Source organism: Micromonospora sicca (genome assembly GCF_003172935.1).
GTDB classification, from domain to species: domain Bacteria; phylum Actinomycetota; class Actinomycetes; order Mycobacteriales; family Micromonosporaceae; genus Micromonospora; species Micromonospora sicca.
Genome location: NZ_QGKS01000350.1, coordinates 1 through 26,887 on the forward strand (window position 1 = coordinate 1; position 26,887 = coordinate 26,887).

The following is a 26,887-nucleotide window of genomic DNA, read 5'->3' on the forward strand; positions in this document are numbered from 1 at the left end:
GCGCTGGAGGTCGCCGCCGACCTCGCCCCCGCCCACCGCGCCGCCGCCGGTGAGCTGCGCGCCAGCGTGGCCGCCGCGACCGAGCGGCTGCACGAGATCATCGGGGTGCTGCGCGAGGAACGGCCGTCGGACGTCCGGCCGACCGACGAGACCCTGGCGGAGCTGGTGGAGGGCACCCGCGACGCCGGGATGACGGTGGAGCTGCGGGCGCCGGCCGACCTGGACCTGCCGCCGATGGTCGCGCACGCCGCGCACCGGGTGGTCCGTGAGGCGTTGACCAACGCCGCCCGGTACGCCCCCGGCGCTGCGGTCACCGTCACCCTCGCCCCGGCCGCTGACACTGTGGACGTGCGGGTGGTCAACGCCCCGCCGGCGGGCCCGCCGCTGCCCGGCCCGCCCGCCCACGGCTCGGGTCTGCTCGCCCTGCGCGAGCGGGTACGCCTCACCGGCGGGGTCCTCGACGCCGGCCCGCGCGACGGCGGGTTCGCCGTCTCGGCCCGGCTGCCCCTGACGGTCGACGGGCCGGCGGGCGACGACCCGCCGGCGGTCCTGCCCGATGTCGCGGTCGGGTGGCCGGCACCCGATGCCGCGGTCGGGTGGCCGGCACCCGACACCCTGGCCGGACGGCCGATCCCCGGCCGGCCCGGGACCGCGCCGACCGATCGGTCCGGCGAGTCCGCGCGACGGCTGCGCGACGCCCGACGCGAGGTGCGGCGCAGCCTGCTGATCGCGTTCGGTGCCCCGGTCACGCTGGGCCTGGTGCTGTCGCTGGTCTACTACCCGCTCGCCACGGCCGGCGCCGTGCTGGACCGCCCCGGGTACGAGCGGCTGCGCGTCGGCGACCCGCGCGACGGACTGGGGCTGCCCCGGCGGCAGGCCGAGCCGCCGGACGGCGACGCGGCGGACGGGTGCGAGTACTACACCGACGGCAACTTCCCCTTCGCGGAGCCGACCTGGCGGCTCTGCTTCGCCGACGGCCGGCTGGCCAGCAAGGAGCGGATCACCCGGTGAGCGAGGACCGCGAGCGCCCGGTGCGGGTCGTGCTCGCCGACGACGAGGCCATGGTCCGGGCCGGGGTGCGGGCCATCCTGGCGGCGGACCCGGGGATCGAGGTGGTCGGCGAGGCCGCCGACGGCCGGGACGCCGTCGAACTCGTCCGCGCCCACCGCCCCCGGGTCGCCCTGCTGGACATCCGGATGCCGCGGCTGGACGGGATCGGCGCGGCCGCGGAGATCCGGCGGCTGGTGCCGGAGACGGCCAGCGTCATGCTGACCACGTTCGGCGAGGACGACCACGTGGCCCGGGCGCTGGGACACGGGGCGAGCGGGTTCCTGCTCAAGGCCGGCGATCCGCGCGAGCTGCTGGCCGGGGTCCGGGCGGTGGCCGACGGCGGGGCGTACCTGTCGCCCCGGGTGGCCCGGCGGGTGATCGAGCTGACCGGCGGCCGGCTGGCCCGCGGCCCGTACGCCCGGGACCGGCTCGCCGGCCTGACCGAGCGCGAACGGGAGGTACTGGCGCTGGTCGGTGCGGGGCTGTCGAACGCCGAGATCGCCCGCCGGCTGCATCTGGTCGAGGGCACCGTGAAGAGCTACCTGACCAGCATCTTCACCCGGCTCGACGTCCGTAACCGGGTGCAGGCGGCGATCCTGGCGTACGAGGCGGGGCTGGTCCCGCCGACCGGCTGACCAGCCCCGCCCCGACCCCCGTCCCGCGGCGGGTCAGGCGTCCCGCCGCCGGAGCGCGGCCCGGCCGAGGGCCAGCGCGGCGACCGTCCAGCCGGCGAGCAGCAACACTCCCGCCGCCGCCGGGTACGGGTCGGTGTCCCCGGCCATGAAGTGCGCGCCGGCGACGCCGGGGAAGGCGTCGGCGATCCGGGTGAGCACCGTGATCCGCGGCTCCTGGAGCGACAGCGGCACGATCATCAGCGCGGCGAGCAGCACGGTCAGGGTGAGCACCGCACCGCGCAGCGCCGCCGTCAGACCCAGCGCCAGCACCGCGACCAGCGCCAGGTAGACCGCGGCGGCCAGCGCGTCGCCCAGCGTCCCGGCCACCGGTACGCGGCCCCACCCGCCCAGCACCGGTCCCGCCACCAGCGCGCCGACGCCGCCGAGCAGCAGTCCGAACAGGAACGTCACCACCGCCACCACGACCGCCTTGGCCAGCAGCATCCGGCCGCGCGACGGGGTGCAGCGCAGCGTGGTCCGGATGGTGCCGGTCGCGTACTCGGAGGTGACAGTGAGCAGCCCGAGGGCCAGGACGGCGTACTGGGTGAGGTCCAGGGAACCGATCACGATGCTGCCGACGGTGACGACGCCCGGGTTGTTGGCCGGGTCGTCGTCGGTGTTGGCGTTGGCCGCGTAGATGGCGAGCTGCCCGGCGGTGGCCGCCATCACCAGCACGCCGGCCAGCAGCGTCCACCAGGTGGACCGGACGGACCAGAGCTTGGTCCACTCGGCGGCCACCGCGCCGGTGAATGGGCCGCCCGCCGGGACGGGTCGGGACGCCGGTCGGGCGGGGGCGACGGTGCGGGGGGTGGTCATCGGGCCTCGCTTCCGACGGCGCCGCCGGCGTACTCGACGCTGTCGGCGGTGAGTTCCATGAACGCCTGCTCCAGCGAGCCGGTCACCGGCGTCAGCTCGTGCAGCCGCACCCCCAGCTCGTACGCCAGGTCGCCGACCCGCTCGGCGGCGGCGCCCGCGACGGTCAGGCCGTCGGCGCCGTGCGGGGTCACCGTGGCCCCCTCGGCCGCCAGCCGCTCGCCCAGCGCGGCCAGCGCCACCGGTTGCGGACCGCGGACCAGGACCGCGGCGCTCGCGCTGGCGGCGATCAGCTCGGCGACCGGCGCGTCGGCGATCAGCCGGCCCCGGCCGATCACGAGGAGCTGGTCGGCGGTCTGTTGCATCTCGCTCATCAGGTGGCTGGAGACCAGGACGGTCCGCCCCTCGCCGGCCAGCGTCCGGGTCAGCCCCCGGATCCAGCGCACCCCGTCGGGGTCCAACCCGTTGACCGGCTCGTCGAAGAGCAGCACGGGCGGGTCGCCGAGCAGCGCGCCCGCGATGCCGAGCCGCTGCGCCATGCCGAGGGAGAGCGAGCGGCCCAGCTTGTCCGCGGCGCGTCCGTCGAGGCCGGCCAGGCCGAGCACCTCGTCGACCCGGCGCAGCGGGATGCCGTTGCTGCGGGCCATGGCGCGCAGGTGCGCCCGGCCGGACCGGGCCGGGTGGACGCCGGTCGCGTCCAGCAGCGCCCCCACCTCGTGCAACGGGTGTCGCAGGGCCCGGTACGGCCGACCGTCGACCAGGGCCTCGCCGGCGGTCGGCCGGTCCAGCCCGAGGACCATCCGCATGGTGGTGGACTTGCCCGCGCCGTTCGGGCCGAGGAAGCCGGTCACCCGCCCGGGCGCGATGTCGACGGTCAGGCCGTCGACCGCCGTCGTCCCCCCGAACCGTTTCGTCAACCCACGTTGCGCCGACGGTACGAACCGGACCCACCGCCGCACCGCTGCCGATCGCCGTCGACCGACCCCGACTTTCGTCAGGACCGGCGGGCGGTCAACGACGGCACCGGAGGGCCGGCAGCGGCGTCGGAGCGGTCAGGCGCGGCGGATGACGAACGCGTCCGGCATCCGGAAGGTCAGGTTGTCCGGGCACCAGGGCGGGCGGACCACGGTCAGCCCGTCGAGCAGCGGGGCCGCCTCGGCGACCACCACCGCCGCCTCCATCCGGGCCAGTTGCGCCCCCACGCAGCGGTGCGCGCCCGCCCCGAAGGCCAGGTGCCGGCGCGAACCGGGCTGTCCGGGCCGGAAGTCGGCCGGGGCGGCCACCACCTCGGGGTCCCGGCCGGCCCGGGCCAGCCACGCCACGATGCTGGTGCCGGCCGGCACCGTCGTACCGCCCAGCGTGGTGTCCACCGCGGCCACCCGCCGCCAGGTGACGATTGGCGGCTCCAGCCGCAGCCCCTCCTCGACCACGTCGGCGGCGGCGACCTCGCCGGCGCGCAGCCCCGCGCGCACCTCGGGCTCGCCGGTCAGCCGGTGCAGCAGCAGGGTGAGGAACTGCGAGGTGGTCTCCTGGCCGGCGACCAGCAGGAAGAACAGCGCGCCCACCACCACGTCGGGGGAGTGCCCGGCGGCCCGCAGCCGGGCGGCCAGCCCGCCGCCGGTGGCGGCGAACCCGCGCAGCACGGTGTGGAACCGGCCGACCTCGGTGGCGAGCGCGCGCTGACGCTCGGCGTCCAGCGGAGCCCAGAACAGCTCGAGCGCGGCCCGGGCGAAGTCCTTGACCGCGCCGACCGGGGCGTCCGGCAGTTCCACGAGGCGGGCCAGCACCAGCAATGGCAGGTCGGCGGCGAGTTCGGCGTACAGGTCGACGGCGCGTCCCGCGTCGAGGTCGGCGGTGAGCCGGGCCACCCGGTCCCGGACCAGCGCGGTCAGCCAGGGCTGCTGCGCCGCGACGCGGGTGGGGTGCAGCGCGTCGGCGACGATGCCGCGGATCTCCGGGTGGCTGGCGCCGGAGTTGTTGGCCAGGGTCGGCGGCAGCCGGAAGCGGTGCCCGGCGAGCACCCGCAGGGCGGCCACCGGCATCGGCGTGACCGCGTCGAGGGCGTTGTCCGGCCGGAAGGTGACCGGGTCGGTGAGCACCTGCTTGACCAGCGCGTGCCGGGTGACCACCAGGTGCCCGACGCCGACGTGGTCGACGACGGTCGCCAGGTCCGGCCACCGCCGGTCGACGGACTCACCCCAGCCCCGGAACAGCACGCCGACACGCTAGCGGGCGGCCCCCGGGGGCGCGGGATCCAGCTCCCACACGGTGGTGCGCTTCACCCGTACGCTCTCCAGCGCCTCCGGCACCGGCACGTCGTACGCGGCCAGCCGGCGGAAACGCTCCCGGGGCAGGAAGGCCCGCCCCGGGTCGCCGACCAGCACGCGGGCGCCGGACCGGGCGGCGCGGAGCAGGAAACGCAGCACCCGCCGGGCCATCGCCTCGCTGTAGAAGACGTCACCGGCCAGCACCACCTCGGCGGCCCCGGCATCGCCGTCGAGGATGTCGCCGAGCTCGGCGTCGACGCGTACCCCGTTGGCCTCGGCGTTGAGCGCGACGGCCGCGACGGCCCGCTCGTCGACCTCGACGGCGCGGACGGACGCCGCGCCGGCGCGGGCGGCCGCGATGGCGACGAGACCGGAGCCGGCGGCGAGGTCCAGCACCCGGCGGCCGGCGACCAGGTCCGGATGGTCGGTGACGTAGCGGGCCAGGCCCTGCCCGCCGGCCCAGGCGAAGGCCCAGAACGGCGGGGGTTGGGCGCTGCGGAACTCGCCCTCGGTCAGCTCCCACAGCCCGATCGGCTCGTCGGCCTGGTGCAGCCGCACCTCGGGGACGAAGGCGACCGGGGCGAGCCGGGCGTGCAGCCGGACGAAGGCCGCGGACAGGTCGGACACCCGGTGATTCTGCCCCCGGCACCGGTCCGGCCGCCGGGCGGGCCCCAGGACCGGCGGCCGAACAGGATCCCGGGCGTGTCGCGGCGGCCGGGTGACCGGTTCACCACTGCCCGTGAAGTCGCCCCCCGCGCTTGGCGATCGGTGCGAACACGCCCGTCTACCGGCTTGTCCGGACCGCTCATAGCGTTGCCAGGTGGACGCGACCGACGGCAGGACGAGGCGGTGGTGAGCGTGTGGCGGAACGCGCTGCGGATCGGGGTGGTGCTGGCCTGTCTGTCGGGGGCGGGTCTGGGCGCGACCGCGCCGGCGCGGGCGGCGGCCGGCTTCGCCACCGAGCTGAGCGGGCTGCCGGACGAGTTCACCGCCGGCGACGGGGCGGAGACCGTCTCCGCCGTGGTCTCCCGGTCGGACGGTGGTGACTGCGTCAAGGTGCGCTGGTCGATGGTGCTCGGCGTGCAGGGCCTGCGGCTGGACCAGGTGACGGTGGACCGGGTGGAGGACAGCGGCTCGTTCCCGCTGGAGATCCGCACCGAGGGGGACGTGGCCCGGCTGACCGACCGGCAGTTGGACCCGGGGACGCTCTGCCCCGGGCGGACGGTCACCGCCCGCTACCGGGTGGCCTTCGCCGAGGACGTCACCCGGGGGCGGGTGAGCTTCGCCGCCGAGGCGTACGACGAGAACCTGCGCCTGCTCGCCCGGCAGACGGCGACGCGGCAGGTGATCGGGGAGGAGGTCGCGGCGACGCCGAGCGAGACGCAGAGCTCCGCCCCGCCGCGTGACCCGGCCGCCTCGGAGCCGGCGGCGGACGAGACCGGCGAGTACGCGACGCCGAGCGACGAGGCGGTGGCCGAACTGCCGCCGCCGGGTGCGGCGGGCCGGCCGGTGGCGCAGTCCGGTCGGTTCGGGGTGGTGCAGGGCGCCTTCCTGCTCGGCGGCCTGCTCCTCTTCCTCGGCGCGGGTCTGCTGTTGCGGCTGCGGCATCTGGTGCGCTCGGACGGTAACGCGGCGGCGGACGGCGACCCGGGCCTGGCCTTCGAGCGCCCGCCGGCGCGGCGGTGGCGGTAGGGGTCGCCGATCGGGGGTGGCCGGGGCCGGGAGGGAGACCTCCGGCTGCAATGAACATCGTCAATTTGTGTCATAGGGCGATGGAAGAGTGTCTGATGTGCAGCTTCGGTACAACTACCGGGTCTATCCGACGCCGGGCCAGCAGGCGGCGTTGGCGCGGGCGTTCGGATGTGCGCGGGTGGTGTTCAACGACGGGCTGCGCGTACGGCAGGCGGCCAGGGAGAACGACGAGCCGTACGTGCCGGACGGCGAACTGTCGAAGCGGGTCATCACCCGGGCCAAGCGCACACCGGAACGAGCGTGGCTTTGCGAGGTGTCCGCGGTGGTGCTCCAGCAGGCCCTCGCGGACCTCAACACGGCGTACCGGAACTTCTTCACCTCACTGTCTGACAAGCGCAAAGGCCCCAAGGTCGCCCCGCCCCGGTTCCGGTCCCGCAAGGACAACCGGCAGGCCATCCGCTTCACCAAGAACTCCCGCTTCCGGCTGCTGGACAACGGGCGGCTGAGACTGCCGAAGATCGGTGACGTGGCGGTGCGGTGGTCCCGGGTGTTGCCGACTGACCCGTCCAGCGTGACGATCATCCGGGACGCGGCGGGCCGGTACTTCGCCTCGTTCGTGGTGACCACCACCGACGACCCGCTTCCCCCGGCCGGTGTCGAGGTGGGTATCGACCTGGGTCTGACCCATTTCGCGGTCCTGTCCAACGGCACGAAGGTGACGGCGCCGAAGTTCCTGCGCCGCGCCGCCCGCAAATTGCGCCGTTTGCAGCAGGACCTGTCCCGCAAGCAGCGGGGCAGCGCAAATCGCAAGAAGGCCGTCGTAAAAGTCGCCCGGGCGCACGTCCGGGTGGCGGACACCCGGCGGGACTGGCAGCACAAGCTCTCGACACGGATCATCCGCGACAGCCAAGCGGTGTACGTCGAGGACCTGTGCGTGACTGGTATCGCCCGGACTCGGTTGGCGAAATCCGTGCACGACGCCGGCTGGGCGCAGTTCGTTCACATGTTGGAATACAAAGCCGTCCGATACGGGCGGACCTTCGCCCGCATCGGCCGGTTCGCGCCCACGTCTCAGAGGTGCTCGGTGTGCGGCCGTGTCGACGGACCCAAACCGTTGCACATCCGGTCGTGGACCTGCCCCTGCGGGACTGTCCACGACCGGGACATCAACGCGGCCAGAAATGTGCTCGCGGCGGGACGCGCCGAGAGCCTAAACGCCTGTGGAGCGCAGGTAAGACCGGCACCCGTGCTGGCACAGCGCCGAGAAGCAGGAATCCACCCAGGCGCTACGCGCGGTTCCACGCGCAGCGCGGAAGGAATCCCCGTCTCTCGGGGCGGAGAGAGCGTCAATACCGCTGGCTCACCTACCTCTACCTGCCCGCCCAGTACGCCGCCCTGGCGCTCTCCTGCGCCGTCTGTGCCCGCGGCGAGCTGTCCTGGCTAGACGAGGCCAGCCCGGTCGCCCGCCGGCGGGTGCGTCAGAGGCATCGCCATCAACACAGCTCACAAGCTGGGCCCCATGCGGGATACGACGGAGCGCTGGCTCTCGAAGGCCGGCTCTCGCCCCGACCGGCTTGTGGGCTGCGGGGAGCGCCAGCGCCGTCGCCCCGCGGCCCCCACCCCCGAGCCGTACGCCGGCTGACCCCCTGGCCGCGCCGGCCGGACGTCGCACCACCAGGGCGGGCGGCCGGCGCCGGGCGGCCGGGATCAGTCCAGCTGGGCGGGTTCCAGGCCGAGCTCGCGGGCGGCGACCAGGCGGATCCACTCGGTGAGCTGGCGGCGGGTGAGCACCCGCTCGTGCACCGCGAGCTGCACCGCGAGGCCGTCCATCACGGCGTTGATCCGCCACGCTGCGCCGGCCGGGTCGGCACACTCGAAGGTGCCGTCGGCCACCCCGTCGGAGATCACCTTGGCCAGGTCCTGCCGCCACCGCAGGTCGAGGCGGCGGGACGCCTTCTCCAGCTCGGGGGTGCGCAGCGACTCGGCCCACCCTTCGATCCAGATGGACCAGGAGGTCGACCGGCCGGCCGGGGTGTAGAGGCGCAGCATCCGCCGCAGCTTGGTCAGCGGCGGGGCGGTGGAGCGGACCACCGCGTCGAGCCGGGCCAGGTCCTGCTCGACGGCGTACGCGAACGCCTGCGCGAGCAGCCGTTCCTTGGTGGCGAAGTGGTAGAAGACCAGGGCCTGGCTGACCCCGGCGGCCTCGGCCACGTCGGCCGTGCGGGTGTTGGCGAGGCCACGTTCCACGATCACGTCACAGGCCGTGCGCAGCAGGGCATCCAGGCGGATCTCGGCGGCGCGTCTCGTCACGCCGCTACCGTAGCCCATCGATATGAGCACAGGGAGTTACCGACTCGGCCGGTCGGACCGGACAGCGAGTCGCAAACCCGACAGAACTCCTCCGGCGAGTTCGGTCCAGCCCGGGTGGGACGCGCCGGGGGACCCCCCGATTTGGCAACCGTTCCCGGCCTCGGCTAAAGTTCTCATCCGTCACCCGGAAACAACCGGGGGCACGCGGACGTAGCGCAGCTGGTAGCGCATCACCTTGCCAAGGTGAGGGTCGCGGGTTCGAATCCCGTCGTCCGCTCGGAGCTGCCGCCACGCATGACGGGGGCAACCTCGGTGGAGTGGCCGAGAGGCGAGGCAACGGCCTGCAAAGCCGTGTACACGGGTTCAAATCCCGTCTCCACCTCGGCAGTTGACGAGGGCGATTGGCGCAGTGGGAGCGCGCTTCCTTGACACGGAAGAGGTCACTGGTTCAAACCCAGTATCGCCCACCAGTTCGATGAGCAGACGGCTCGTCACCGGACAACGGTGACGAGCCTTTCTGTTTCTCCCGGTGCCGGCCCGCTCACCCGGGGGCGGTCAGCAGCGCCTCCGCGACGGGCGTCCGGCTGCTCAGCAGCGACCGACCGGCCCGGTGCGTCACCACCAGGCCCGCGGCGCGCAGCGTGGCGAGGTGCTGGGACACGCCCGCGGGGGACATGCCCGTCCGCCGGGCCAGCTCGGTGGTCGACCGCGGCGCGTCCAGCTCGGCGAGCAGCCGGGCCCGACCCCGGCCGAGCACCGCGCCCAGGGCGTCCGGCGCCGCCGGCGGGCACTCCCACAGCGTGCCGAGGCCCCGCGCGGGGTATGCCAGCTGCGGTACGTCTCCCGCCGCGATGCTGAGCACGGACGGCCAGACGAAGACCGACGGGACCAGGACCAGCCCGCTGCCCTCCGGCACGTCCGGCGCGGCGCAGTGCCGCTGGCTGATCAGCAGGGCGTCGCCCTCCCAACGGACCCGCTCGTGCAGGTCGTTGAGCAGCCCGGCGGCGCCCTCCTCGGCCAGCCGGCGGGCCCGCCGGAACACCTCCGCGTCGAGCAGCGCCCGGATCCGGGGCCAGTCCGCGGCCAGGGCCAGCCGCCAGTACGTCCCGGTCTCCTCGGCCAGCCGGCGCAGCCCGTCCGCCGGGTCCGCGTACAGGGCGGCCAGCGCCGCCGGCCGGGCGCCGGGGTAGAGGTCGAGCTGGGCGCGGACCGTGTCGGGCGGGGTGGCGCGCAGCGCGGCCAGCTCCTGCCCCAGGTCGGGGGTGAGGCCGGCCGGCGGTGGGGTGAGGAAGTCGGCCAGGTAGCCCGGCGCGGGCGGCACCAGGTGCCAGAGCAGGCCGGCGTCGGGGCCGGCCAGCCCGGCCTCGGCCAGCCGGGACCGGACCCGGTTCATCCAGGGCAGGTGGACCGCGTGGTCGCCCGGGTCGCGGAGGACCCGCACGCTGGCGACGACTTCCCAGAGGCAGGAGAGGGCGAAGCGGACCCGCGCCACGGCGTTCGCCGACAGGCCGATGGCGACCATGCCGCCCTCCTCGTTTCAGCTGGGACTGAAACATTACGTCCGTCGGTGGCGCGGACCCAGACTGGCCGGGTGAACGATCAACACACCCGAGCCCTGCACTTCCGTTCCCTGCACGTCCCCGGCGAGCCGCTGGTCCTGGTGAACGCCTGGGATGCGGCGAGCGCCCGGATCGTCGCGGCCGCCGGCGCCCGCGCGGTCGCCACCACCAGCGCCGGGGTCGCCTGGAGCCTCGGCGCGCCGGACGGCGACGCCCTCGGCCGCGAGGCGGCCGTCGACCTGGTCCGCCGGGTGGCCGCCGCGGTGCCGGTGCCGGTCACCGCCGACATCGAGTCCGGGTACGGCGACACCGCCGGCGAGGTGGCCGCGACCGTACGGGCGGTGGTGGCCGCGGGGGCGGTGGGCGTCAACGTCGAGGACGCCCGCCACGACGGGGGCGGGCCGCTGCGCGAGGTGGCGGACCAGTGCGCCCGGCTGGCCGCCGTCCGGGCCGCGGCGGAGCAGGCCGGCGTGCCGCTGTACGTCAACGCCCGGATCGACACCTTCCTGCGCGGTGTCGGCGGCGTCGCGGAGACGGTGGCGCGGGCCCGGGCCTACCTGGCCGCCGGCGCGGACGGGGTGTTCGTGCCCGGGACGGTCAACCCGGAGACGGTGGTCGCCCTGGTCGCGGCCATTCCGGCCCCGCTGAACGTGCTGGCCGGGCCGGGCGCCCCGGCGGTGCCCGAGCTGGCCCGCCTCGGGGTGGCCCGGATCAGCCTCGGCTCCTCGGTCGCCGAGGCCGCGTACGTGGTGGCCCGCCGGGCCGCCGAGGAGACGTTCGGCGCCGGGACGTACGACGCGCTGGCCGGCGCGTTCGACTACGGCGCGTTGAACGAGCTGATGCGCGGCTGAAAACGGGACACGAGGTGGGTGCCCGGCCGTAGCGGCCCGCACCCACCTCGTACGCGTTCGTGGTGTCCCGCGACCGATCAGCCCCGCCGGCCCCGGGTCCGTCGGGTCACAGCGGCGGGCCGACGTCCCGGCGCTCCTCGACCTGCCGGTACTCGACCGGCTCGGTGGTGCTGACCACCTCGCGGCGACGGCCCCAGACCAGGGTCGTCATGATGAGGCCGAGCACGCCGGCGGCCATCAGGATCCAGCCGACGACGTCGAGGTTGACCCCGCCGATGCTGGCGTCCAACGCGAACGTGAGGATCGCGCCGACCGCGATCAGGAAGATGCTGGTACCGATTCCCACGACAGCCTCCTTCAGGGGACGTGGTGCGCTGTCGAAAGCAGTCAGTACCCAGGTGGTCAGCGGCGCAATCACCGGGCCGGGGTGGGGGCGTCCCGAGCGATCTTGCGATCGGGTAGAGTTCCCCCCGTCGCCGACGCAAGTCGGCGGCACGCGGACGTAGCGCAGCTGGTAGCGCATCACCTTGCCAAGGTGAGGGTCGCGGGTTCGAATCCCGTCGTCCGCTCGCGATCCGCCCCTCGGGGGTCGACCGTCGTCGGTGCTGGTCTCTCCAGCCGGCGCGCGCGGGCGATTGGCGCAGTGGGAGCGCGCTTCCTTGACACGGAAGAGGTCACTGGTTCAAACCCAGTATCGCCCACCAGTAAAATTCGGACATCTACCTCTTTTGACGGCCTGGCTCGATGAGCTGGGCTTCATGTTCCGAGCACCAGCCAGGAGTCCGCTAGGGCGGACGTGGCCGGTCAGCCGGGCGCGAACCGCAGCGTGCATCGTCCCAATCGCGCGCGGCGGAAGGCGCGCGATGGAGTCCTAGTCACGGAGGGCGGCCCTTACCGCGAGGGCGAAGCCTGCCACGTTGTCCAGCATGATGTTGTGGCCGCAGTTGGGAATCGCCACCACCTCGACACCCGAGGCCGCGAGCCGGTCTGCGTCGAAGCGCGGCCCGTCAGCCGCCGGGTACAGGAGGGTGCGGGGGATGGTCAGCTCGTCCAGGTGCTCGCGCACCGTGGGCATGGTGCCGCGCAGCAGGTTCATGGCACTGCGGTAGAGCGCCTGTGGCCCGGCCAGTCGCATCGTGGCCGCCCACTCCGGCCCGACGAACTCCAGCGTCTCGTCCCAGCCGTGGTCGAGGAACTCCTTCTCGGTGTGATAGACGCCGATGCCGGAACTGCCCGGTCGCTTCCTGGTCGGCAGCGGGTGCACCGGGTCGAGGGCGGGGTCGACGAGCACGAGTCGGCGTACCAGCTGGGGGTGGCGTGCGGCGAGCATGATCGCGACCGTGCCGCCCATGCTGTGCGCGACCACGTCGGCGTCGCTCACCGCGGCTTGCTCCAGCGCACGGGCCAGGCCGTCCGCGTGCATTTCCAGCGTGTACGCCGCATGGGCCGGCCGGTCGCTGATGCCGAAGCCCAGCATGTCGATGAGGAGCGAGCGGTGGCCGGAAAGGGCTGGATGCGCGAGCGGCTGGGCGTAGTACGGCGTCGAGCTGGCTCCCAGGCCGTGGATGTAGACGCGAGTCGGCTCGGCGCCGGGGATCTCCGCCCAGCGAATGCGGGAGCCGTCAGGAGCTATCTGAGCGCTATGCATAGCGCGAAAGATATCTCGTATCCGAGGTATCATGGCAACGAGGTATGATCTAGATCATGCTGGAACTGGTGATCCTCGGTTTCCTCTACGACGAGCGGCTCCACGGGTACGACCTGCGGAAACGCATCGCCGCCCTGACCGGACACGTGCGCCCCATCGCCGACGGCACCCTCTACCCCCTGCTCAAGCGCATGGAAGCCGCAGGGCTGCTCACCCGGGAACTCCAACCCGGCCAGGTTGCCGCACCCCGGCACATGCTGTCGCTGACCTCCGAAGGCAAGAAAGCGCTGCTCGACCGGCTCCGTGAACCCGACGAGCTGTTCATCACCGACGAAAACAGGTGGTTTGCCCTGCTGGCCTTCCTGCGCCACCTGGATGACCCGGCGGCACAGGCCGCCGTGTTGCAGCGTCGGCTTGACTTCCTCACGCAGCCAGCCAGCTTCTTCTGGGACGGCGATCGGCCACTGCGCGCCGCCGACTTCGACGACCCCTTCCGACAAGGGCTGTTCACGATCGCCACCGCGACGACGCGTACCGAGCTGAAGTGGCTTCGCGAGACACTGGCGACCCTGACCCAGGTCTCATAGGAGAACGGGTGCGGTCGGTGTCCGAGTCCGCCGTCCGGCTCGCCCGACTGGCCGCAGGCCTGCGTGCGCTCGGCGTGGAGCGCGGTGACCGGGCCCTGGGGCCGGCCGGTCCACGTGCGTGCTCCGCGGCGGGTTTCCGGGCCTCCCGGCCGCTCGTCGCGCGTGCCGGGCCGATCGCCGGGCCCGTCCCATCAGTCGGTCCCGGCCGACCGCGACCGGCCCCCCGCCCTTGCCCACATCGGTCATCCCGCACCGCCGACGATGGCTCCCGGATCCGCCCAACGGGCCATGGAACGGCTGGCCCGGCCCGTGACAGGGTGAGGGCTCGCGGACCAGGGAGGCTATCGCATGCGGTCAGGCACGGGACGACGTTGGCGGCGTACGGTCGGTCGGCTGGGCGCCGCCGCCCTGCTGACCACAGTGGGCATCGTGGTCGCGGACGCGCCCGCGCAGGCGACCGCCACCCGGACGGTGGCGTTCTGGAGCATGGACGAGCCGGCCGGGGCCACCGTCCTCCAGGACAGCAGCGGCAACGGCCGGAACGGCGCGATCGGCACCGAGGTGGTGACCGGGGCCCGGTACGACGGTGCGACCGTCCACCGGTTCGCCACCCACCTGCCCACCGACATGGAGTACGTCCCCGGGCACGTCAACCTGGTCCCGCACAGCACCGAGTTCAACCCGGACGCCGGCGACTTCTCGTTCACCATCCGCTACCGGACGACATACTCCTTCGGCAACATCCTCCAGAAGGGGCAGGGCAACACGGCCGGCGGCTACTGGAAGTTCGAGGCGCCCAGCGGCAAGCCGAAGTGCCTGTTCCGCGGCGGGGACGGCTCCTCGCGTACCGGCTACACGGACGTGTCGATCGCCGACGGGCAGTGGCACACGGTCACCTGCAACCGCACCTCCAGCTATGTGGAGATGTACGTCGACGGGGTGCGGAAGAGCCGGCTGACCGGGCCGACCGGCACCATCGCGAACAACTGGCAGTTCTCCATCGGCGGCAAGAGCCAGTGCGACGGCGTGAAGGTCACCTGCGACTACTTCGCCGGCGACATCGACTACGTCAAGATCCTGAAGGGGGCGGGCGGCACCGCCAACCAGCCGCCGGTGGCCAACCTCGCGCCGTCGTGTTCCGGGCTGGTCTGCTCCTTCTCCGCCGCCGGCTCCACCGACGCCGACGGCGCGATCCAGGACCACCGCTGGGACTTCGGCGACGGATCCACCGCCGACACCGTCTCCGTGCCGACCACCTCCCACACGTACGCGGCGGCCGGCACCTACCCGGTCACGCTCACCGTCACCGACGACCGGGGCGCCACCGGGACGGCGACCGCCCAGGTCACCGTCGCGCCGGTCGCCGAGCGGATCGCCTTCGTCGGTCAGGCCACCGCGAACGCCAACTGGACCAGCCACGCCGTGACGGTGCCGTCGACCGTGCAGCCCGGGGACACCCTGCTGCTCTTCCTCAGCCAGAACACCCACGCCGGCACGGGGCAACCCACCGGGGTCACCGGCTGGACCCAGCTGGACCGGTTCGACGGCGGCTTCGCCACCACCACGGCCTGGTGGAAGGTCGCGGCCACGGGCGACGCCGGATCGACCGTACGGGTGGCGCTGGACGCGCAGTCCAAGGGCAACCTGGTCGTCGCCGCCTACCGGGGCGTGGAGGCCGTCGCGCCGACGTTCGCCCGCGCCACCGACCCGGCCAGTTCTGCCGCCCGGGTCACCCCGTACGCGACGGTGACCGCGGCGCAGAGCTGGGGCGTGTCGTACTGGATGCACGGCGACGGGCTCTCCACCGCGCTGACCCCGCCGGCCGGGGTGGAGGTGCGCAGCAACAGCTCGCAGACCGGCGGGGGACGGGTCACGGCGCTGCTCGCCGACTCCGGGAGCACGGTGCCGGCCGGCAGCTACGGCGGCCTGACCGCTTCCGGCGCGGCCGCCAGCACCACCACGACGACGTGGACTCTGATCCTCCGGCCGGTCTGATTCGTCGGTTGCGGTGTGGGGCTGGGGCGACCGTCCCCGGCTTCGGGCGGTCAGGCTTGATCCCTGCGCCGGGGACGGTCGCCCCCAGCCCTGACGTTGGTCACCGTCCGCCCGGCCGTCACGGTCTTGTGTTTGTACGTGGAAACGCCGCTGGCCGGCACCCCGTGTCTCCGGGGTGCCGGCCAGCGGCTTCTTGCCTTTTGTTCGCTTGTCAGCTGTTCCAGTGCTGGGCGACCAGGTGGGCGGCCTGCTGCTCCCACTGGGCGTAGGCGTCCGGGTAGGCCGACACCTGCACCGTCTGCGCGGCCTCGGTCAGCGGCATGTCCTGCCACCCGTCGACCTGCTTGAGACCCTTCTCGAACGCCAGGGTGGCGTACTCGGGGTCGGTGATCTGCTCCGGCGTGCCCCAACCACTCGACGGGCGCTGCTGGAACAGGCCCAGCGAATCGTGGTCGTTGCGGTCACCCAGGTGACCCAGGTTCTCCAGCTTCGACTCCTGCAGCGACGTGGCGATCGAGATCACGGCCGCCCGCTCCGGCAGACCCGCCTTCTTCGTCGCCGCGATGATCGCCTCCGCGTTGGCGGTCTGCTCGTCGTTCAGCTCAATCTTCGACTGGGCGCCCTGCACACCATGCGGAATCAGCTTCGAGCTGTCCGGCTTGTCGGCCTGCACCGCCACGGCGGCGGGCTTGGCGGTGACGGGGCCGGTGTCGGCGTGCGCGGCGATCGGACCGGCGAACACACCACCGGTAAAGGCCAGACCAGCAATACCGAGAACGCTCTTACGCAGCATCGTGTTCATGACAAAAGCTCCTTGGGGGGTTGGCGCACACCCGGTGGAGGCCGGGACGTGCGCAAGCACCGTCAGGCGCTCAAAAGAGTGCAAGGGGGAAAGTCTCTGCCCGGTGCCAGCCGCGGGGCGGGGGCCTCTTCGCGGCGCCGGGACCATGTGTAACGACCACCGGCCCGCCATCATTCCCGGGGCCCGTCCGGCCCGTCGAGCGGGCCAGGTACTCGGTCGTACGCGAGATATAACGACCCGGGCCCCGCCACGATTCCGGCCTCAGGATGCCGCCGGTCACACCCGGAACGGACATCCGGCGCACCCGCGCAGCCGCCAGCCGGCCGGGACCGGACGGCCCGGACCATATCCCCGATCCGGTGGTATCCACGCCCAACGGACACCGCCACATCGGCGACACGGAGCCGATGTCGCCATCGGGAGGCCCCATGCCCGGCGACATCCCCCAGACCGGCTCCCTTCTGCCCAGGGCAGATCCGCTCAACGTGAACACCCCTCCCCGTTGACCGTGGCCCACCGGCAGGCTGGACGCATGAGACTGCTGGTGCTGGGCGGAACGGGATTCGTGGGTGGGGCCACCGTGGCCGAGGCGGTACGCCGCGGCTGGTCGGTGACGGTGTTCAACCGGGGGCTGCACGGCGACGCGCCGGCGGGCGTACACCGGTTGCGGGGTGACCGGACCGCGCCGGGCGGGCTGGCGGCGCTGGTTGGCGGCGAGTGGGACCTGGTGGTGGACACCTGGGACGGTGCGCCCCGGGCGGTACGGGACGCGGCGCGGGCGCTGGTGGATTCGGTGCCGCACTACGTCTACGTGTCCAGCGGTTCCGTCTACGCCGAACCCGTCGAACCGGGCTCGGACGAGGACGCGCCGACGGTCGAGGCGGCCGCCGACGCGGTCGACGGCGACTACGCGCAACTGAAGGCCGGCGGTGAGCGGGCCGCGGTGGAGATCTTCGGTGATCGGGCGTTGCTGGCCCGGGCCGGGCTGATCCTCGGGCCGGGGGAGGACATCGGGCGGCTGCCCTGGTGGCTGGGGCGCGTCGCCCGGGGCGGCGAGGTGCTGGCGCCCGGGCCGCGCGACCTGCCGCTGCAGTACGTGGACGTGCGTGACCTGGCCAGGTGGCTGCTGGACCGGGGCGCGGAGGGCGTCGGCGGGGCGTACAACGTGGTGGGTCGCACCGGGCACGCGACGATGGGTGAGCTGCTCGACGCGGCCGTGGCGGTCACCGGCTCGGGCGCGGTGCTGCGCTGGACGGACCCGGAGCCGATCCTCGCCGCCGGCGTGGTGCCCTGGAACGACCTGCCGGTCTGGATCCCGCTCGGCCATGAGTACCGCTGGCTGCAGGAGCGCGACGTGACCCGGGCGTACGCGGCGGGGCTCGTCTGCCGTCCGGTGGCCGAGACGGTCGCCGACACCTGGCGCTGGCTGCGGGAGGTGGAGCGGGTCCCGCCGCGCGCGGGCCGACCGGCGCGGGCGGCGGTGGGCCTGGCCCCGGAGCGGGAGGCCGCGTTGCTGGCCGCCGTGTCGGGCGGTGTCATGCCGGCCTGACCGGTCCCCCCACCCGGGCTCCCGGCAGCGGCGGCCATAGCGGGGCCGTGGCGGTCCGGGTCAGGCCGGCACCACCGGCAGGTCGAGCACCTCGTCCACGGAGCGGCGCGGGGTGGCGGCGCCGGGCTGCCCGTACCCGATCCGCATCACCATCTGCGGCATGCCGAACCGGCCGAGGGACAGCCGCAGCGCCTCCCGCGCCCCCGGCACCTCGATCGGCTGGGAGAGCATCGACACGCTCAGCCCGGAGTCGGTGGCGGTGAGCAGCACCCGCTGCAGGGCCTGGCCGGCGACGATCTGGTCGGTGGCGGTGTTCCCCGCCGATCCGAGCACGGCGACCAGGGGCTCCGGTTCGAAGTCCCGCCCCGGCGCGCGGTTGCGCCCGCCGAAGCCGCGCTGCGGCAGCAGGTCCTGCGGTTCGCTCCGCGGACCGCCGGCGGCGGCCGGCACCCCGTCCGGGGAGGGCTCCGAGCGGATCCACGCGCGCCGCTCGGCCACGTACGCGGGGTCGCGTTCGAGCACCCGGTGGGCGCTGCGGGCGATCTCGGCGAACGCGTTGACCGCGCTGGTGCCGATGACCAGCTCCAGCCAGCACTGTTCGGCCCGGGCCGCCTCGCCGAGCCGCCAACGGGCGTCGGCGGGGACCGGGTCGGGCCAGAACGGCGCGCGGTTGCTGAACCGGCGGCGGATGGCCCCGTGCAGGCTCTGCTCCGTCGGGGTGGGGCGGCGCGGCAGGTCGGGGACCAGCCGGGCCACCACGTCCGGCTCCGCCGGGTACGGGCGCAGCCGGACCGTGGCCGGCGTGCCGGCCACCGCGAGGGCCAGCCGCAGGTTGAACAGGGCCGCCCCGCAGGCGATCCGGGCGCCCCAGCCGCTCGGGTCGGTGGCGGGCAGCCGGCGCAGCGGGTCGACGGAAAGCTCGATCCCGCGTCCGGCAGCCGGAACCGCCACGGCTGGGTGTTGTGCAGTGACGGCGCCCGGACGGCGTCGGAGGCGGCGGCCCTGAGCTGCTCGACGGTGAAGCCGGTGTTCATGGTCTTGCTCCTTCCGTGGCAGGTCGTGCCGCCCTCCGGGTGTTCCATCCCCACGGTGCGGCAGACCGGGCCGGCCCGGGCAGGGCCGGAGGTCCCCCTGGTGGGGCCGACCGCCCGGCGGCGGGGCGGCACGGTAGGGACCTTCGGCCCGTGCGGAAGTCGGCGGCGACCGGGTAGACACGAGGGATGATCCGGGTGTTCCTGCTCGACGACCATGAGGTCGTCCGTCGTGGCCTTGCCGATCTGCTCCAGAGCAGCGGCGACATCGAGGTGGTCGGTGAGTCCGGCTCCGCCCAGGAGGCGGCCCGCCGCATCCCCGCGCTCCGCCCCGACGTGGCGATCCTCGACGCCCGGCTGCTCGACGGCAACGGCATCGACGTGTGCCGGGACGTCCGGGCCATGGACTCCTCGATCAAGGGATTGATCCTCACCTCATACGAGGACGACGAGGCGCTCTTCGCGGCGATCATGGCGGGCGCCGCCGGGTACGTGCTCAAGCAGATCCGCAGCACCGACCTGGTGGACGCGGTGCGCCGGGTGGCGGCCGGGCAGTCGCTGCTCGACCCGGCGATCACCACCCGGGTGCTGGAGCGGATCCGCAACGGCGTCGAGCAGCCGCGCGAGCTGAAGTCCCTCACCGAGCAGGAGCGGCGGATCCTGGAGTACGTGGCGGAGGGGCTCACCAACCGGGAGATCGCCGGCAAGATGTTCCTGGCGGAGAAGACCGTGATGAACTACGTCTCCAGCGTGCTGGCCAAGCTCGGCCTGGAACGGCGTACCCAGGCCGCGGTGCTCGCCACCCGGCTGCTCGGCAAGGCCCACTGACCCGCCCCGGCCCCCCGCCGCGACGCTCCGGTCAGTCGCGCAGCGGGACGCTCCAGCGCACCTCGGTGCCGTGCGGGATCACCCGGCTGAGCTGGAAGTCGCCGCCGTTCGGCCCGCTCGCGGAGGTTCACGAGGCCGCTGCGGGCCGCCTCAGGGTCGCAGCCGACGCCGTCGTCGGTGACCGTCACGCTCACCCAGCCGGCGTCGGCCTTGACCGCCACGCCGGTCGCACGGTGCGCAGGTCCCCCGCCACCGGGCCCTTCGACCCCTCCCAGCTGGTCGACTACTTCTCGCCAGCCCGGCGAGCGGTGGGCCGGGCTGCTGGCGGCGTGTTCAGCGTTCCCGGACCACCGCGACCGGGCAGTGCGCGTGGTGCAGCAGCTGCTGGCTCACCGAGCCGAGCAGCATCCCGCGCAGCCCGCCCCGACCGCGGCTGCCCACCACCACGAGCTGCGCCTCGCCGCTCGCGTCGACCAGCAGGCCGGCCGGGTTGCCGGGCGACACCCGCAGGTCGACCTCGACGTCCGGGAAACTCTCCCGCCACCGGGCCAGCTCCTCCTCGGCCGCCGCCCGCTCGGTGGCGGTCGCCTCCTCCGGGTCGAAGCCCGGCGGCACCCACCGCTCGCCGGGCGGCTCCCACACCCGGATCACCCGCAGCGGCACGTCCCGCTGCGCCGCCCGCTCGACGGCGAAGCCGAGCGCCCGGAGCGAGGACTCCGAGCCGTCCACGCCGACCACCACCGGCCCGGAGGTGGCGGTGTGGCCGTCCCGGACCACCACCACCGGGCAGTGCGCGTGGGCGGTGACGGACACCGCGGTGGACCCGGCCAGCAGGCCGCCGAATCCGCCGTGCCCGCGGCTGCCGAGGACCAGCATCCCGGCCTCGGCGGACCGTTCCTGCAACAGCAGGGCGGGTGGGCCGTCGTAGACCTCGGCGTGCACGGTGAGCCCGGGCCGCTCGGCGGCGGCGTCCGCCGCCGCCTTTCGGACCAGTTCCTCGACCTGCCGCCGGGCGTGCTCGTCCGGCCAGACGCCGGGCGCCAGCCCGGGACCGATCCAACCGGCCACCGTCAGCCATTCGAAGACGTACGCCAGGCGGATCGGCCGGCCGGAGCGGCCCGCCTCGTCCAGGGCCCAGTCCAGGGCGACTGTGGCGTCGGCGGAGCCGTCGTAGCCGACCAGGATCTCGTCCCCGCTCACCGGGCCGCCCCCGGTTCGCCCGCGAGCCCGCTCACTGACCGCTCCGCAGGCCGGGTTCGGTCTCGCGGATCCAACGCCACTCGGCGACCAGGGGGGCGTCCTCGCCGTACCGGCGGGTGTAGTCGCGGCAGGCCTGCCGGGCGTCGACCATGTCCTGGCGGAGGTGGGCGGCGCGCGAGGCGAGCCCGGGCACCCGGTCGATGACGTCGATGACGAGGTGGAAGCGGTCCAGGTCGTTGAGCATCACCAGGTCGAACGGCGTGGTGGTGGTGCCCTCCTCCTTGTAGCCGCGTACGTGCAGGTTGTCGTGGTTGGTCCGGCGGTAGGTGAGCCGGTGGATCAGCCACGGATAGCCGTGGTACGCGAAGATGATCTGCCGGTCGCGGGTGAAGATGGTGTCGAACTCGCTGTCCGGCAGGCCGTGCGGGTGCTCCGTGGGCGGCTGGAGGCGCATCAGGTCGACCACGTTGACCACCCGCACCTTCAGCTCGGGCAGGTGCTGGCGGAGCAGGTCGGCCGCGGCCAGCGTCTCCAGGGTCGGCACATCGCCGGCGCAGGCGAGCACCACGTCCGGCTCGGTGCCCTGGTCGGTGCTGGCCCAGTCCCAGATGCCCAGGCCCCGCCTGGCGTGCTGGACGGCCTCGTCCATGCTCAGCCAGTTCGGCGCCGGCTGCTTGCCGGCCACCACGACGTTGATGTAGTGCCGGCTGCGCAGGCAGTGGTCCATGGTGGAGAGCAGGGTGTTGGCGTCCGGCGGCAGGTAGACCCGGACCACCTCGGCCTTCTTGTTGACCACGTGGTCGATGAAGCCCGGGTCCTGGTGCGAGAAGCCGTTGTGGTCCTGCTGCCACACGTGGCTGGAGAGCAGGTAGTTGAGCGAGGCCAGGGGCTGCCGCCACTGGATGCCGCGGGTCACCTTCAGCCACTTGGCGTGCTGGTTGACCATCGAGTCGACGATGTGGATGAAGGCCTCGTAGCTGGTGAAGATGCCGTGCCGGCCGGTGAGCAGGTAGCCCTCCAGCCAGCCCTGGCAGAGGTGCTCGGAGAGCACCTCCATCACCCGGCCGTCCGGGGAGAGGTGGTCGTCGCCGGGGACCGTGTTGCCGACGAACGCCCGGTCGGTGACCTCGAAGGCGGCGCCCAGCCGGTTGGAGGCGACCTCGTCGGGACCGAACAGGCGGAAGTTCTGCGGGTTGGCGGTGATCACGTCGCGGACCCACTGGCCAAGCACGCCGGTGGAGCCGACCATGGGCTCGCCCGGCTGCTTGACGTCGACCGCGTAGGCGCGGAAGTCCGGCAGGTCCAGGTCGCGCAGCACCTGGCCGCCGTTGGTGACCGGATTGGCGCTCATCCGCCGGTTCCCCCTCGGAGGCAGCGAGGTCAGCTCGGCGACCGGGGCGCCGGTGGCGTCGAAGAGTTCCTCCGGCCGGTAGCTGCGGAGCCAGCGCTCCAGCTCGGCCAGGGCCTCCGGATCCTTCCGCACCCCGTCGATGGGCACCTGGTGAGCGCGGAAGGTCCCCTCGACCTGCTTGCCGTGGACCTTCCGCGGGCCGGTCCAGCCCTTCGGCGTCCGGAGGATGATCATTGGCCAGCGGGGGCGCTCGACATCGCCGCCGGAGCGGGCCCGGCGCTGGATCTCGGCGATCTCGTCGACCGCCCGCTCCAGCGTGGCGGCGAGGCTCTGGTGCACCCGGGTCGGGTCGTCGCCGGAGACGATGTACGGCTCGTATCCGTAGCCGCGCATCAGACCGAGCAGGTCGTCGGTGGGGATCCGTTCCAGCACCGTCGGGCTTGCGATCTTGTAGCCGTTCAGGTGCAGGATGGGCAGCACCGCGCCGTCGCGGGCCGGGTTGAGGAAGACGTTGGACAGCCAGCTTCCGGCCAGCGGGCCGGTCTCCGCCTCACCGTCGCCGATCACGCAGGCGACCAGCAGGTCCGGGTTGTCGAACGCGGCGCCGTACGCGTGGCTGAGCGCGTACCCGAGCTCGCCGCCCTCGTGGATCGAACCCGGCACCTCCGGCGCCACATGGCTGGGGATGCCGCCGGGGAAGGAGAACTGGCGGAACAGCCGCTGCATGCCCACCTCGTCCCGGCTGACCGAGTGGTAGAGCTCGCTGTAGGTACCCTCCAGCCAGGTGTTCGCCACCAGGGCCGGCCCGCCGTGCCCCGGGCCGGTGATATAGATGACGCTGAGGTCGCGGTTGACGATGATCCGGTTGAGGTGCGCGTAGATCAGGTTGAGGCCGGGGCCGGTGCCCCAGTGGCCGAGCAGCCGGGGCTTGACATGCTCCGGCTTCAGTGGCTCGCGGAGCAGCGGGTTGTCGAGCAGGTAGATCTGCCCGACGGTGAGGTAGTTCGCCGCCCGCCAGTAGGCGTCAATCCGGCGCAGCTCGTCTTCGGCCAGTGGGCTGTGCAGGTCGAGAGCGGTGTCCATGCTGCGTTAGCCTCTCGCGGCTCGGGGTCTTCTGCCACCCGAAGGCGGGAATCCGCCCCCGGGCCGCCCAGCTTCGCCCCGGGTCCGGGGATCTGATCAGGGTCGTTGGTCCCGGGACCGGAGGGCGTCATGTCCCGAGCGGCGGTGTGGGGTCCAGCCCACGGACGACGATCACCGGGGCCGGTGAGTGGTAGAGCAGGGTCTGGCTGACCTCGCCGAGCATGCCCCGCCACGGTTCGTCCCCGCGCGCGCCGACGAGCGCCACCTGCGCGGACCGGGACTGTTCGATCAGGACGGCGCCGGGGTCCCCGCGGACGGTGTGGCACTCCGCGGCCACGGACGGGTACCGCTGGGCGTGCCGGGCCACCGCCGCGGTGAGCACCTCTTCTCCGTCGTCCGGCCGGTCGGGCTCGACCACCCGCACGGCGAGCAGCCGGGCGGACCGGCGTCGGGCGCAGTCGAAGGCGAAACCCAGGGCGGCCTGGGAGCTCGACGAGCCGTCCACTCCGACCAGCACCGGTCCCTGCGGTGCCGGCCCGGCCCGGCCGACCAGCACCGGGCAGCCGGCCCGGGCGGCGAGTTGCACGGCGGGCGCGTCGGCCGGTACGCAGTCCGGGCAGTCGGCCATCCCGCCGTCACCGAGTGCCACCATGAACGCCGAATCCGAGGCGCGGATCAGGGCGTCGACGGGGGAGCCCTCGACGATCTCGCCGCTCACCGGGACCGCCGGCTCGACCTCGCCGGCGACCTGGCCGGCCCGTTCGAGCAGGTCCTCCGCCGCGGCGCGCGACCCGGCCACGGACGGCGCCTCCAGCGCTGCCGTCCAGTTGAAGGCGTGCAGCAGGTGCAGCGGGCGGTCGTGGGCGGCCGCCTCGCCGGCGGCCTCCCGGACGACCTGGAGGTCCTCCTCCGACGACCCGACGCCGACCACGACGGCCCCGTGGGTGGGTGCGGCCATCCCGCCTCACCTCCCCGGCGCCGCGTACGGCACGACCACGATTTCCTTACCCACGGTAGTCGGGGCCGTGCCCACCCGGGGCGGGATCGGTCAGCGGAACTGGAGCCGGTTCACCGCGTCGAAGAACCGGGCGCCGAGGAGCCGGCGGGTGTGCACCATGGCCCGGGCGGCGGCGGTGACCAGGTAGCGGGTGCGCGGCCGGCGGGCGGTCACCGCCCGTTCGATCACCCGGCCACCGTCTCCGGCGTGGCCGAGAGGGCCCTGTTCCGGTACGACTTCGCCATCACCGCGTCGACGGAGGCGACCATCTTCCGGTACGGCCCCGCCGGGTCGGATCCGGCGCCGAGGGAGGCGCTGGCGACCGAGCCGAAGCCGGTCCGGATCAGCCCCGGCTCGACGATCGTCACGTCGACGCCGAACGGCCGCACCTCCTGCCGCAGCGCGTCGGAGATCGCCTCCCCCGCGTACTTGCTGGCGTGGTATTGACGTTCTCTCCGCCCTGAAGGGCGGAGATTCCCTCCACGTTGCGTGTGGAACACGCGGTGTGCGGGTGGATTCCTGCTTCTCGGCGTGGTGCCGGCACGGGTGCCGGTCTTACCTGCGCTCCACAGGCGTTTAGGCTCTCCCAGCGTCCCTGGGCGAGGATGTTGATCGCCGCGTTGACGTCCCGGTCGTGGACCGCCCCGCATGGGCAGGTCCACGACCGGACGGACAGCGGTTTGGGTCCGTCGAGCCGCCCGCACGTAGAGCATGTCTGCGATGTGGGGACGAACCGGCCGATCCGGCGGAAGGTGCGACCGTACCGTGCGGCCTTGTACTCCAACATCGCCGTGAACGATGCCCAGCCGGCGTCGTGCACCGACTTCGCCAACCGGGTGCGGCCGAGACCGGTCACGCACAGGTCCTCGACGTACACCGCTTGGTTGTCGCGGATGATCCGGGTCGAGAGCTTGTGCTGCCAGTCCCGCCGGCTGTCGGCCACCCGGGCGTGCGCCTTGGCGACCTTGACGACGGCCTTGGTGCGGTTGTTGCTGCCCCGCTGCTTGCGGGACAGGTCCTGCTGCAGTCGGCGCAGCTTGCGCGCCGCCCGGCGCAGGAACCTCGGCGCGGTGATCTTCTTGCCGTTGGACAGGACCGCGAAGTGCGTCAGCCCCAGGTCGATGCCCACCTCGGGCTCGACCCGCGGCAGCGTCTCCTCCTCAGTCGTTTGCACCACGAACGAGGCGAAGTACCGACCCCCCGCATCCTTGATCACCGTCACTGAGCTCGGCTCAGCCGGCAAGGCCCGGGACCAACGTACCGGCACGTCCCCAACCTTCGGCAACCTGAGCCGGCCGTTGTCCAGCACAGCGAATCGAGAATTTCTGGTGAACCGGATGGCCTGCCGGTTGTCCTTGCGAGACCGGAACCGCGGCGGCGCGACCGTGCGGCCCTTCCGCTTACCAGACAGTGAGGTGAAGAAGTTGCGGTACGCGCTGTTCAGGTCCGCGAGGGCCTGCTGGAGCACCACCGCGGACACCTCGCCCAGCCACGCCCGTTCCGGCGTCCGCTTCGCTTGGGTGATGACCCGCTTTGACAGCTCACCATCAGGCAGGTACGCCTCGCCCGCCTCGCGGGCTTCCCGGCGTGCGCGCAGCCCGTCGTTGAACACCACCCGCGCGCACCCGAACGCCCGCGCCAGCGCTGCCTGCTGGACGGGCGGCGGGTAGACGCGGTGGTTGTACCGAAGCTGCACATCGGACAGTCTGGCATCGGCATATGACAGACATCGGCAGCGTCCGCACTGCCAGGCACTGCGTCTTCGTCCTTCACGCCCACTTGGCCTTCGTGACGAAGTTCCGGTACAAGGTGTTCACCCTGGTAGCGGTGGCGTAGACGGTCAGGTCGGGGCGGCGGGCCAGGCGGCGGACGGTGGCCCGGCCGATGCCGGAGGAGGTGCCGGTGATCAGCATGGTGGTCATGACGGGGCTCCAGGGTGGGTGGCGAGGCCCGCGACGACCAGCGCGACACCGTCGCGCAGCCGCCGTCGGGGCAGGTCGGGGTCGGTGAGGTCGGCCTCCAGGCCGCGGGTGAGCGCGACCAGCACGTCGGCGGCCGCGCGGGCCCGCGGCCCGGCGCTGTCGGCCAGCGTGCCGGCCACCACGTCGGTCAGTTCCCGGGTGTACGCCTCGGCGAGGTCCCCGGTGAGCCGGGTGCTGGTGTCGAGCAGTTCGGCGGCGTGCCGGCTTTCCCGGTGCAGTCGCAGCGTCAGTTCCAGCTTGGCCGCGAGCGCGTCGTGCAGCCGTTGTGCCAGGTCCGCGCCGGGGGCCGCGGCGGCCTGCCGCGCGTCGGCGAGGGAGCCGGCGAACAGCCGCTCGGCGAGCCGCCGGTAGGCGTCGTCCTTGTTGCGGACGTACTGGTAGACGGCGGGGCGGGACATGCCGGCGGCGGCCGCGATGTCGTCCATCGTCGTGCGTCGCACGCCGTGCCGGGTGAAGCACTCGTACGCGGCGGCGAGGATCTTCTCCAGCCGTTCGTTCGACATGCTGACAATGTTTTGCACAGATTGTCAGGACGTCAACGGTGTTCGCGGTCGGAGTCGGGCAGCGACGGCGGCGCGGCGGAAGTCCGGCGCCGCCGGGGCGGCGCCGGACTTCCGC

26 protein-coding genes, 5 tRNA genes and 2 pseudogenes are annotated in these 26,887 nt (G+C 73.4%); 14 read left to right on the top strand and 19 right to left on the bottom strand.

Annotation, left to right across the window (positions count from 1 at the left end; translation table 11 throughout):
• On the top strand, positions 1-1,011 hold a 1,011-nt coding region (locus DKT69_RS38585), incomplete at its 5' end, for a sensor histidine kinase (RefSeq protein WP_368666283.1).
• Positions 1,008-1,685, top strand: a complete 678-nt coding sequence (locus DKT69_RS28575; protein WP_109804576.1) for a response regulator — start codon at positions 1,008-1,010, stop codon at positions 1,683-1,685. The genes DKT69_RS38585 and DKT69_RS28575, both read left to right, overlap by 4 nt.
• Positions 1,686-1,718: 33 nt before the next feature.
• Here DKT69_RS28575 and DKT69_RS28580 read toward each other — a convergent pair whose 3' ends face one another.
• The 4 genes from DKT69_RS28580 to DKT69_RS28595 all read right to left on the bottom strand — a co-directional run bounded on the left by DKT69_RS28580 (position 1,719) and on the right by DKT69_RS28595 (position 5,431).
• Entirely contained in the window at positions 1,719-2,540 is an 822-nt protein-coding gene (locus DKT69_RS28580; protein ID WP_109804577.1) for an ABC transporter permease subunit, read from the bottom strand.
• Positions 2,537-3,454, bottom strand: coding sequence for an ABC transporter ATP-binding protein (locus DKT69_RS28585; protein WP_109804596.1), 918 nt, complete (start codon positions 3,452-3,454; stop codon positions 2,537-2,539). The genes DKT69_RS28580 and DKT69_RS28585 overlap by 4 nt, the downstream gene beginning before the upstream one ends.
• Positions 3,455-3,589: 135 nt before the next feature.
• A complete protein-coding gene (locus DKT69_RS28590; protein WP_109804578.1) occupies positions 3,590-4,753 on the bottom strand; it encodes a cytochrome P450 in 1,164 nt (387 codons plus the stop codon).
• 9 nt (positions 4,754-4,762) lie between these two features.
• Positions 4,763-5,431 (bottom strand): class I SAM-dependent methyltransferase, encoded by a 669-nt coding sequence (locus tag DKT69_RS28595; protein WP_109804579.1) that lies wholly within the window; start codon positions 5,429-5,431, stop codon positions 4,763-4,765.
• 225 nt (positions 5,432-5,656) lie between these two features.
• Between DKT69_RS28595 and DKT69_RS28600 the strand changes: the two genes are divergently transcribed.
• Both DKT69_RS28600 and DKT69_RS28605 read left to right on the top strand, forming a co-directional pair.
• Positions 5,657-6,496, top strand: coding sequence for a hypothetical protein (locus tag DKT69_RS28600; protein ID WP_236648414.1), 840 nt, complete (start codon positions 5,657-5,659; stop codon positions 6,494-6,496).
• A 97-nt stretch (positions 6,497-6,593) separates the two neighbouring features.
• Positions 6,594-7,940, top strand: coding sequence for an RNA-guided endonuclease InsQ/TnpB family protein (locus DKT69_RS28605; protein WP_201749910.1), 1,347 nt, complete (start codon positions 6,594-6,596; stop codon positions 7,938-7,940).
• 263 nt (positions 7,941-8,203) lie between these two features.
• Here the strand turns inward: DKT69_RS28605 and DKT69_RS28610 are convergent, their stop codons facing one another.
• Positions 8,204-8,806 (bottom strand): TetR/AcrR family transcriptional regulator, encoded by a 603-nt coding sequence (locus tag DKT69_RS28610; RefSeq protein ID WP_109804597.1) that lies wholly within the window; start codon positions 8,804-8,806, stop codon positions 8,204-8,206.
• Positions 8,807-9,010: 204 nt separating this feature from the next.
• On the opposite strand from DKT69_RS28610, the gene DKT69_RS28615 reads away from it, so the two are divergent.
• The 3 genes from DKT69_RS28615 (at position 9,011) to DKT69_RS28625 (ending at position 9,276) form a co-directional block, all read left to right on the top strand.
• Positions 9,011-9,083, top strand: a tRNA-Gly gene (locus DKT69_RS28615).
• Between the two features lie 34 nt (positions 9,084-9,117).
• Positions 9,118-9,188: transfer RNA gene (locus DKT69_RS28620), tRNA-Cys, on the top strand.
• 13 nt (positions 9,189-9,201) lie between these two features.
• Positions 9,202-9,276, top strand: a tRNA-Val gene (locus DKT69_RS28625).
• Between the two features lie 71 nt (positions 9,277-9,347).
• Here the strand turns inward: DKT69_RS28625 and DKT69_RS28630 are convergent.
• The gene (locus DKT69_RS28630; RefSeq protein ID WP_109804581.1) at positions 9,348-10,328 is read right to left on the bottom strand and encodes an ArsR/SmtB family transcription factor; all 981 of its coding nucleotides are present in this window, start codon (positions 10,326-10,328) and stop codon (positions 9,348-9,350) included.
• 69 nt (positions 10,329-10,397) lie between these two features.
• Between DKT69_RS28630 and DKT69_RS28635 the strand changes: the two genes are divergently transcribed.
• Positions 10,398-11,216: an isocitrate lyase/PEP mutase family protein gene (locus tag DKT69_RS28635; protein WP_109804582.1), complete on the top strand. Its 819-nt coding sequence runs from the start codon at positions 10,398-10,400 to the stop codon at positions 11,214-11,216.
• Between the two features lie 106 nt (positions 11,217-11,322).
• Here DKT69_RS28635 and DKT69_RS28640 read toward each other — a convergent pair whose 3' ends face one another.
• Positions 11,323-11,562 (bottom strand): DUF6458 family protein, encoded by a 240-nt coding sequence (locus DKT69_RS28640; protein WP_109804583.1) that lies wholly within the window; start codon positions 11,560-11,562, stop codon positions 11,323-11,325.
• Positions 11,563-11,712: 150 nt separating this feature from the next.
• On the opposite strand from DKT69_RS28640, the gene DKT69_RS28645 reads away from it, so the two are divergent.
• Positions 11,713-11,785: transfer RNA gene (locus DKT69_RS28645), tRNA-Gly, on the top strand.
• Between the two features lie 60 nt (positions 11,786-11,845).
• Positions 11,846-11,920 (top strand) — tRNA-Val (locus tag DKT69_RS28650).
• 167 nt (positions 11,921-12,087) lie between these two features.
• Here the strand turns inward: DKT69_RS28650 and DKT69_RS28655 are convergent.
• The gene (locus tag DKT69_RS28655) at positions 12,088-12,864 is read right to left on the bottom strand and encodes an alpha/beta fold hydrolase (protein WP_109804584.1); all 777 of its coding nucleotides are present in this window, start codon (positions 12,862-12,864) and stop codon (positions 12,088-12,090) included.
• A 56-nt stretch (positions 12,865-12,920) separates the two neighbouring features.
• Between DKT69_RS28655 and DKT69_RS28660 the strand changes: the two genes are divergently transcribed.
• Positions 12,921-13,451, top strand: coding sequence for a PadR family transcriptional regulator (locus DKT69_RS28660; RefSeq protein WP_109804585.1), 531 nt, complete (start codon positions 12,921-12,923; stop codon positions 13,449-13,451).
• A 348-nt stretch (positions 13,452-13,799) separates the two neighbouring features.
• Positions 13,800-15,446, top strand: a complete 1,647-nt coding sequence (locus DKT69_RS28665; protein WP_109804586.1) for a PKD domain-containing protein — start codon at positions 13,800-13,802, stop codon at positions 15,444-15,446.
• A gap of 211 nt (positions 15,447-15,657) precedes the next feature.
• On the opposite strand, the gene DKT69_RS28670 is transcribed toward DKT69_RS28665, so the two are convergent.
• Positions 15,658-16,248 carry a hypothetical protein gene (locus DKT69_RS28670; protein WP_109804587.1) on the bottom strand — a complete coding sequence of 197 codons (591 nt, stop codon included), beginning with the start codon at positions 16,246-16,248 and terminating at the stop codon, positions 15,658-15,660.
• Between the two features lie 532 nt (positions 16,249-16,780).
• On the opposite strand from DKT69_RS28670, the gene DKT69_RS28675 reads away from it, so the two are divergent.
• The gene (locus DKT69_RS28675; protein ID WP_109804588.1) at positions 16,781-17,797 is read left to right on the top strand and encodes an NAD-dependent epimerase/dehydratase family protein; all 1,017 of its coding nucleotides are present in this window, start codon (positions 16,781-16,783) and stop codon (positions 17,795-17,797) included.
• Between the two features lie 60 nt (positions 17,798-17,857).
• On the opposite strand, the pseudogene DKT69_RS28680 reads toward DKT69_RS28675, so the two are convergent.
• Positions 17,858-18,831: pseudogene (locus DKT69_RS28680) on the bottom strand (Acg family FMN-binding oxidoreductase).
• A 186-nt stretch (positions 18,832-19,017) separates the two neighbouring features.
• On the opposite strand from DKT69_RS28680, the gene DKT69_RS28685 reads away from it, so the two are divergent.
• Positions 19,018-19,656: a response regulator gene (locus DKT69_RS28685; protein WP_109804589.1), complete on the top strand. Its 639-nt coding sequence runs from the start codon at positions 19,018-19,020 to the stop codon at positions 19,654-19,656.
• Between the two features lie 31 nt (positions 19,657-19,687).
• Here the strand turns inward: DKT69_RS28685 and DKT69_RS40230 are convergent.
• From DKT69_RS40230 to DKT69_RS28720, 9 genes and pseudogenes are all read right to left on the bottom strand, one after another.
• A pseudogene (locus DKT69_RS40230) lies at positions 19,688-19,877 on the bottom strand (ATPase); the annotation flags it as partial.
• Between the two features lie 112 nt (positions 19,878-19,989).
• Positions 19,990-20,856: a universal stress protein gene (locus DKT69_RS28695; RefSeq protein ID WP_109804590.1), complete on the bottom strand. Its 867-nt coding sequence runs from the start codon at positions 20,854-20,856 to the stop codon at positions 19,990-19,992.
• A gap of 31 nt (positions 20,857-20,887) precedes the next feature.
• Complete coding sequence (locus DKT69_RS28700) at positions 20,888-23,290, bottom strand: phosphoketolase family protein (RefSeq protein WP_109804591.1); 2,403 nt, start codon at positions 23,288-23,290, stop codon at positions 20,888-20,890.
• Positions 23,291-23,417: 127 nt separating this feature from the next.
• Complete coding sequence (locus DKT69_RS28705; RefSeq protein ID WP_109804592.1) at positions 23,418-24,248, bottom strand: universal stress protein; 831 nt, start codon at positions 24,246-24,248, stop codon at positions 23,418-23,420.
• A 90-nt stretch (positions 24,249-24,338) separates the two neighbouring features.
• Positions 24,339-24,476, bottom strand: a complete 138-nt coding sequence (locus DKT69_RS38590; protein ID WP_161557972.1) for a hypothetical protein — start codon at positions 24,474-24,476, stop codon at positions 24,339-24,341.
• Positions 24,473-24,676 carry a hypothetical protein gene (locus DKT69_RS40890; RefSeq protein ID WP_109804593.1) on the bottom strand — a complete coding sequence of 68 codons (204 nt, stop codon included), beginning with the start codon at positions 24,674-24,676 and terminating at the stop codon, positions 24,473-24,475. The genes DKT69_RS38590 and DKT69_RS40890 overlap by 4 nt, the downstream gene beginning before the upstream one ends.
• Positions 24,652-25,983, bottom strand: coding sequence for an RNA-guided endonuclease InsQ/TnpB family protein (locus DKT69_RS28715; protein WP_109804594.1), 1,332 nt, complete (start codon positions 25,981-25,983; stop codon positions 24,652-24,654). The genes DKT69_RS40890 and DKT69_RS28715 overlap by 25 nt, the downstream gene beginning before the upstream one ends.
• 73 nt (positions 25,984-26,056) lie before the next feature.
• Complete coding sequence (locus DKT69_RS38595; RefSeq protein ID WP_161557974.1) at positions 26,057-26,209, bottom strand: hypothetical protein; 153 nt, start codon at positions 26,207-26,209, stop codon at positions 26,057-26,059.
• Positions 26,206-26,772: a TetR/AcrR family transcriptional regulator gene (locus DKT69_RS28720; protein ID WP_109804595.1), complete on the bottom strand. Its 567-nt coding sequence runs from the start codon at positions 26,770-26,772 to the stop codon at positions 26,206-26,208. The genes DKT69_RS38595 and DKT69_RS28720 overlap by 4 nt, the downstream gene beginning before the upstream one ends.
• Between the last annotated feature and the right edge of the window lie 115 nt (positions 26,773-26,887).

What these genes read in the sequence shown, in the direction of transcription:
- DKT69_RS28675 (WP_109804588.1), top strand. Translation starts at nt 16,781, where the DNA reads ATGAGACTGCTGGTGCTGGGCGGAACGGGATTCGTGGGTGGGGCCACC.
- DKT69_RS28700 (WP_109804591.1), bottom strand. Translation starts at nt 23,290, where the DNA reads ATGGACACCGCTCTCGACCTGCACAGCCCACTGGCCGAAGACGAGCTG.
- DKT69_RS28630 (WP_109804581.1), bottom strand. Translation starts at nt 10,328, where the DNA reads ATGGTCGCCATCGGCCTGTCGGCGAACGCCGTGGCGCGGGTCCGCTTC.
- DKT69_RS28670 (WP_109804587.1), bottom strand. Translation starts at nt 16,248, where the DNA reads ATGAACACGATGCTGCGTAAGAGCGTTCTCGGTATTGCTGGTCTGGCC.
- DKT69_RS28705 (WP_109804592.1), bottom strand. Translation starts at nt 24,248, where the DNA reads ATGGCCGCACCCACCCACGGGGCCGTCGTGGTCGGCGTCGGGTCGTCG.
- DKT69_RS28665 (WP_109804586.1), top strand. Translation starts at nt 13,800, where the DNA reads ATGCGGTCAGGCACGGGACGACGTTGGCGGCGTACGGTCGGTCGGCTG.
- DKT69_RS28660 (WP_109804585.1), top strand. Translation starts at nt 12,921, where the DNA reads ATGCTGGAACTGGTGATCCTCGGTTTCCTCTACGACGAGCGGCTCCAC.
- DKT69_RS38595 (WP_161557974.1), bottom strand. Translation starts at nt 26,209, where the DNA reads ATGACCACCATGCTGATCACCGGCACCTCCTCCGGCATCGGCCGGGCC.
- DKT69_RS28655 (WP_109804584.1), bottom strand. Translation starts at nt 12,864, where the DNA reads ATGCATAGCGCTCAGATAGCTCCTGACGGCTCCCGCATTCGCTGGGCG.
- DKT69_RS28685 (WP_109804589.1), top strand. Translation starts at nt 19,018, where the DNA reads ATGATCCGGGTGTTCCTGCTCGACGACCATGAGGTCGTCCGTCGTGGC.
- DKT69_RS28720 (WP_109804595.1), bottom strand. Translation starts at nt 26,772, where the DNA reads ATGTCGAACGAACGGCTGGAGAAGATCCTCGCCGCCGCGTACGAGTGC.
- DKT69_RS28580 (WP_109804577.1), bottom strand. Translation starts at nt 2,540, where the DNA reads ATGACCACCCCCCGCACCGTCGCCCCCGCCCGACCGGCGTCCCGACCC.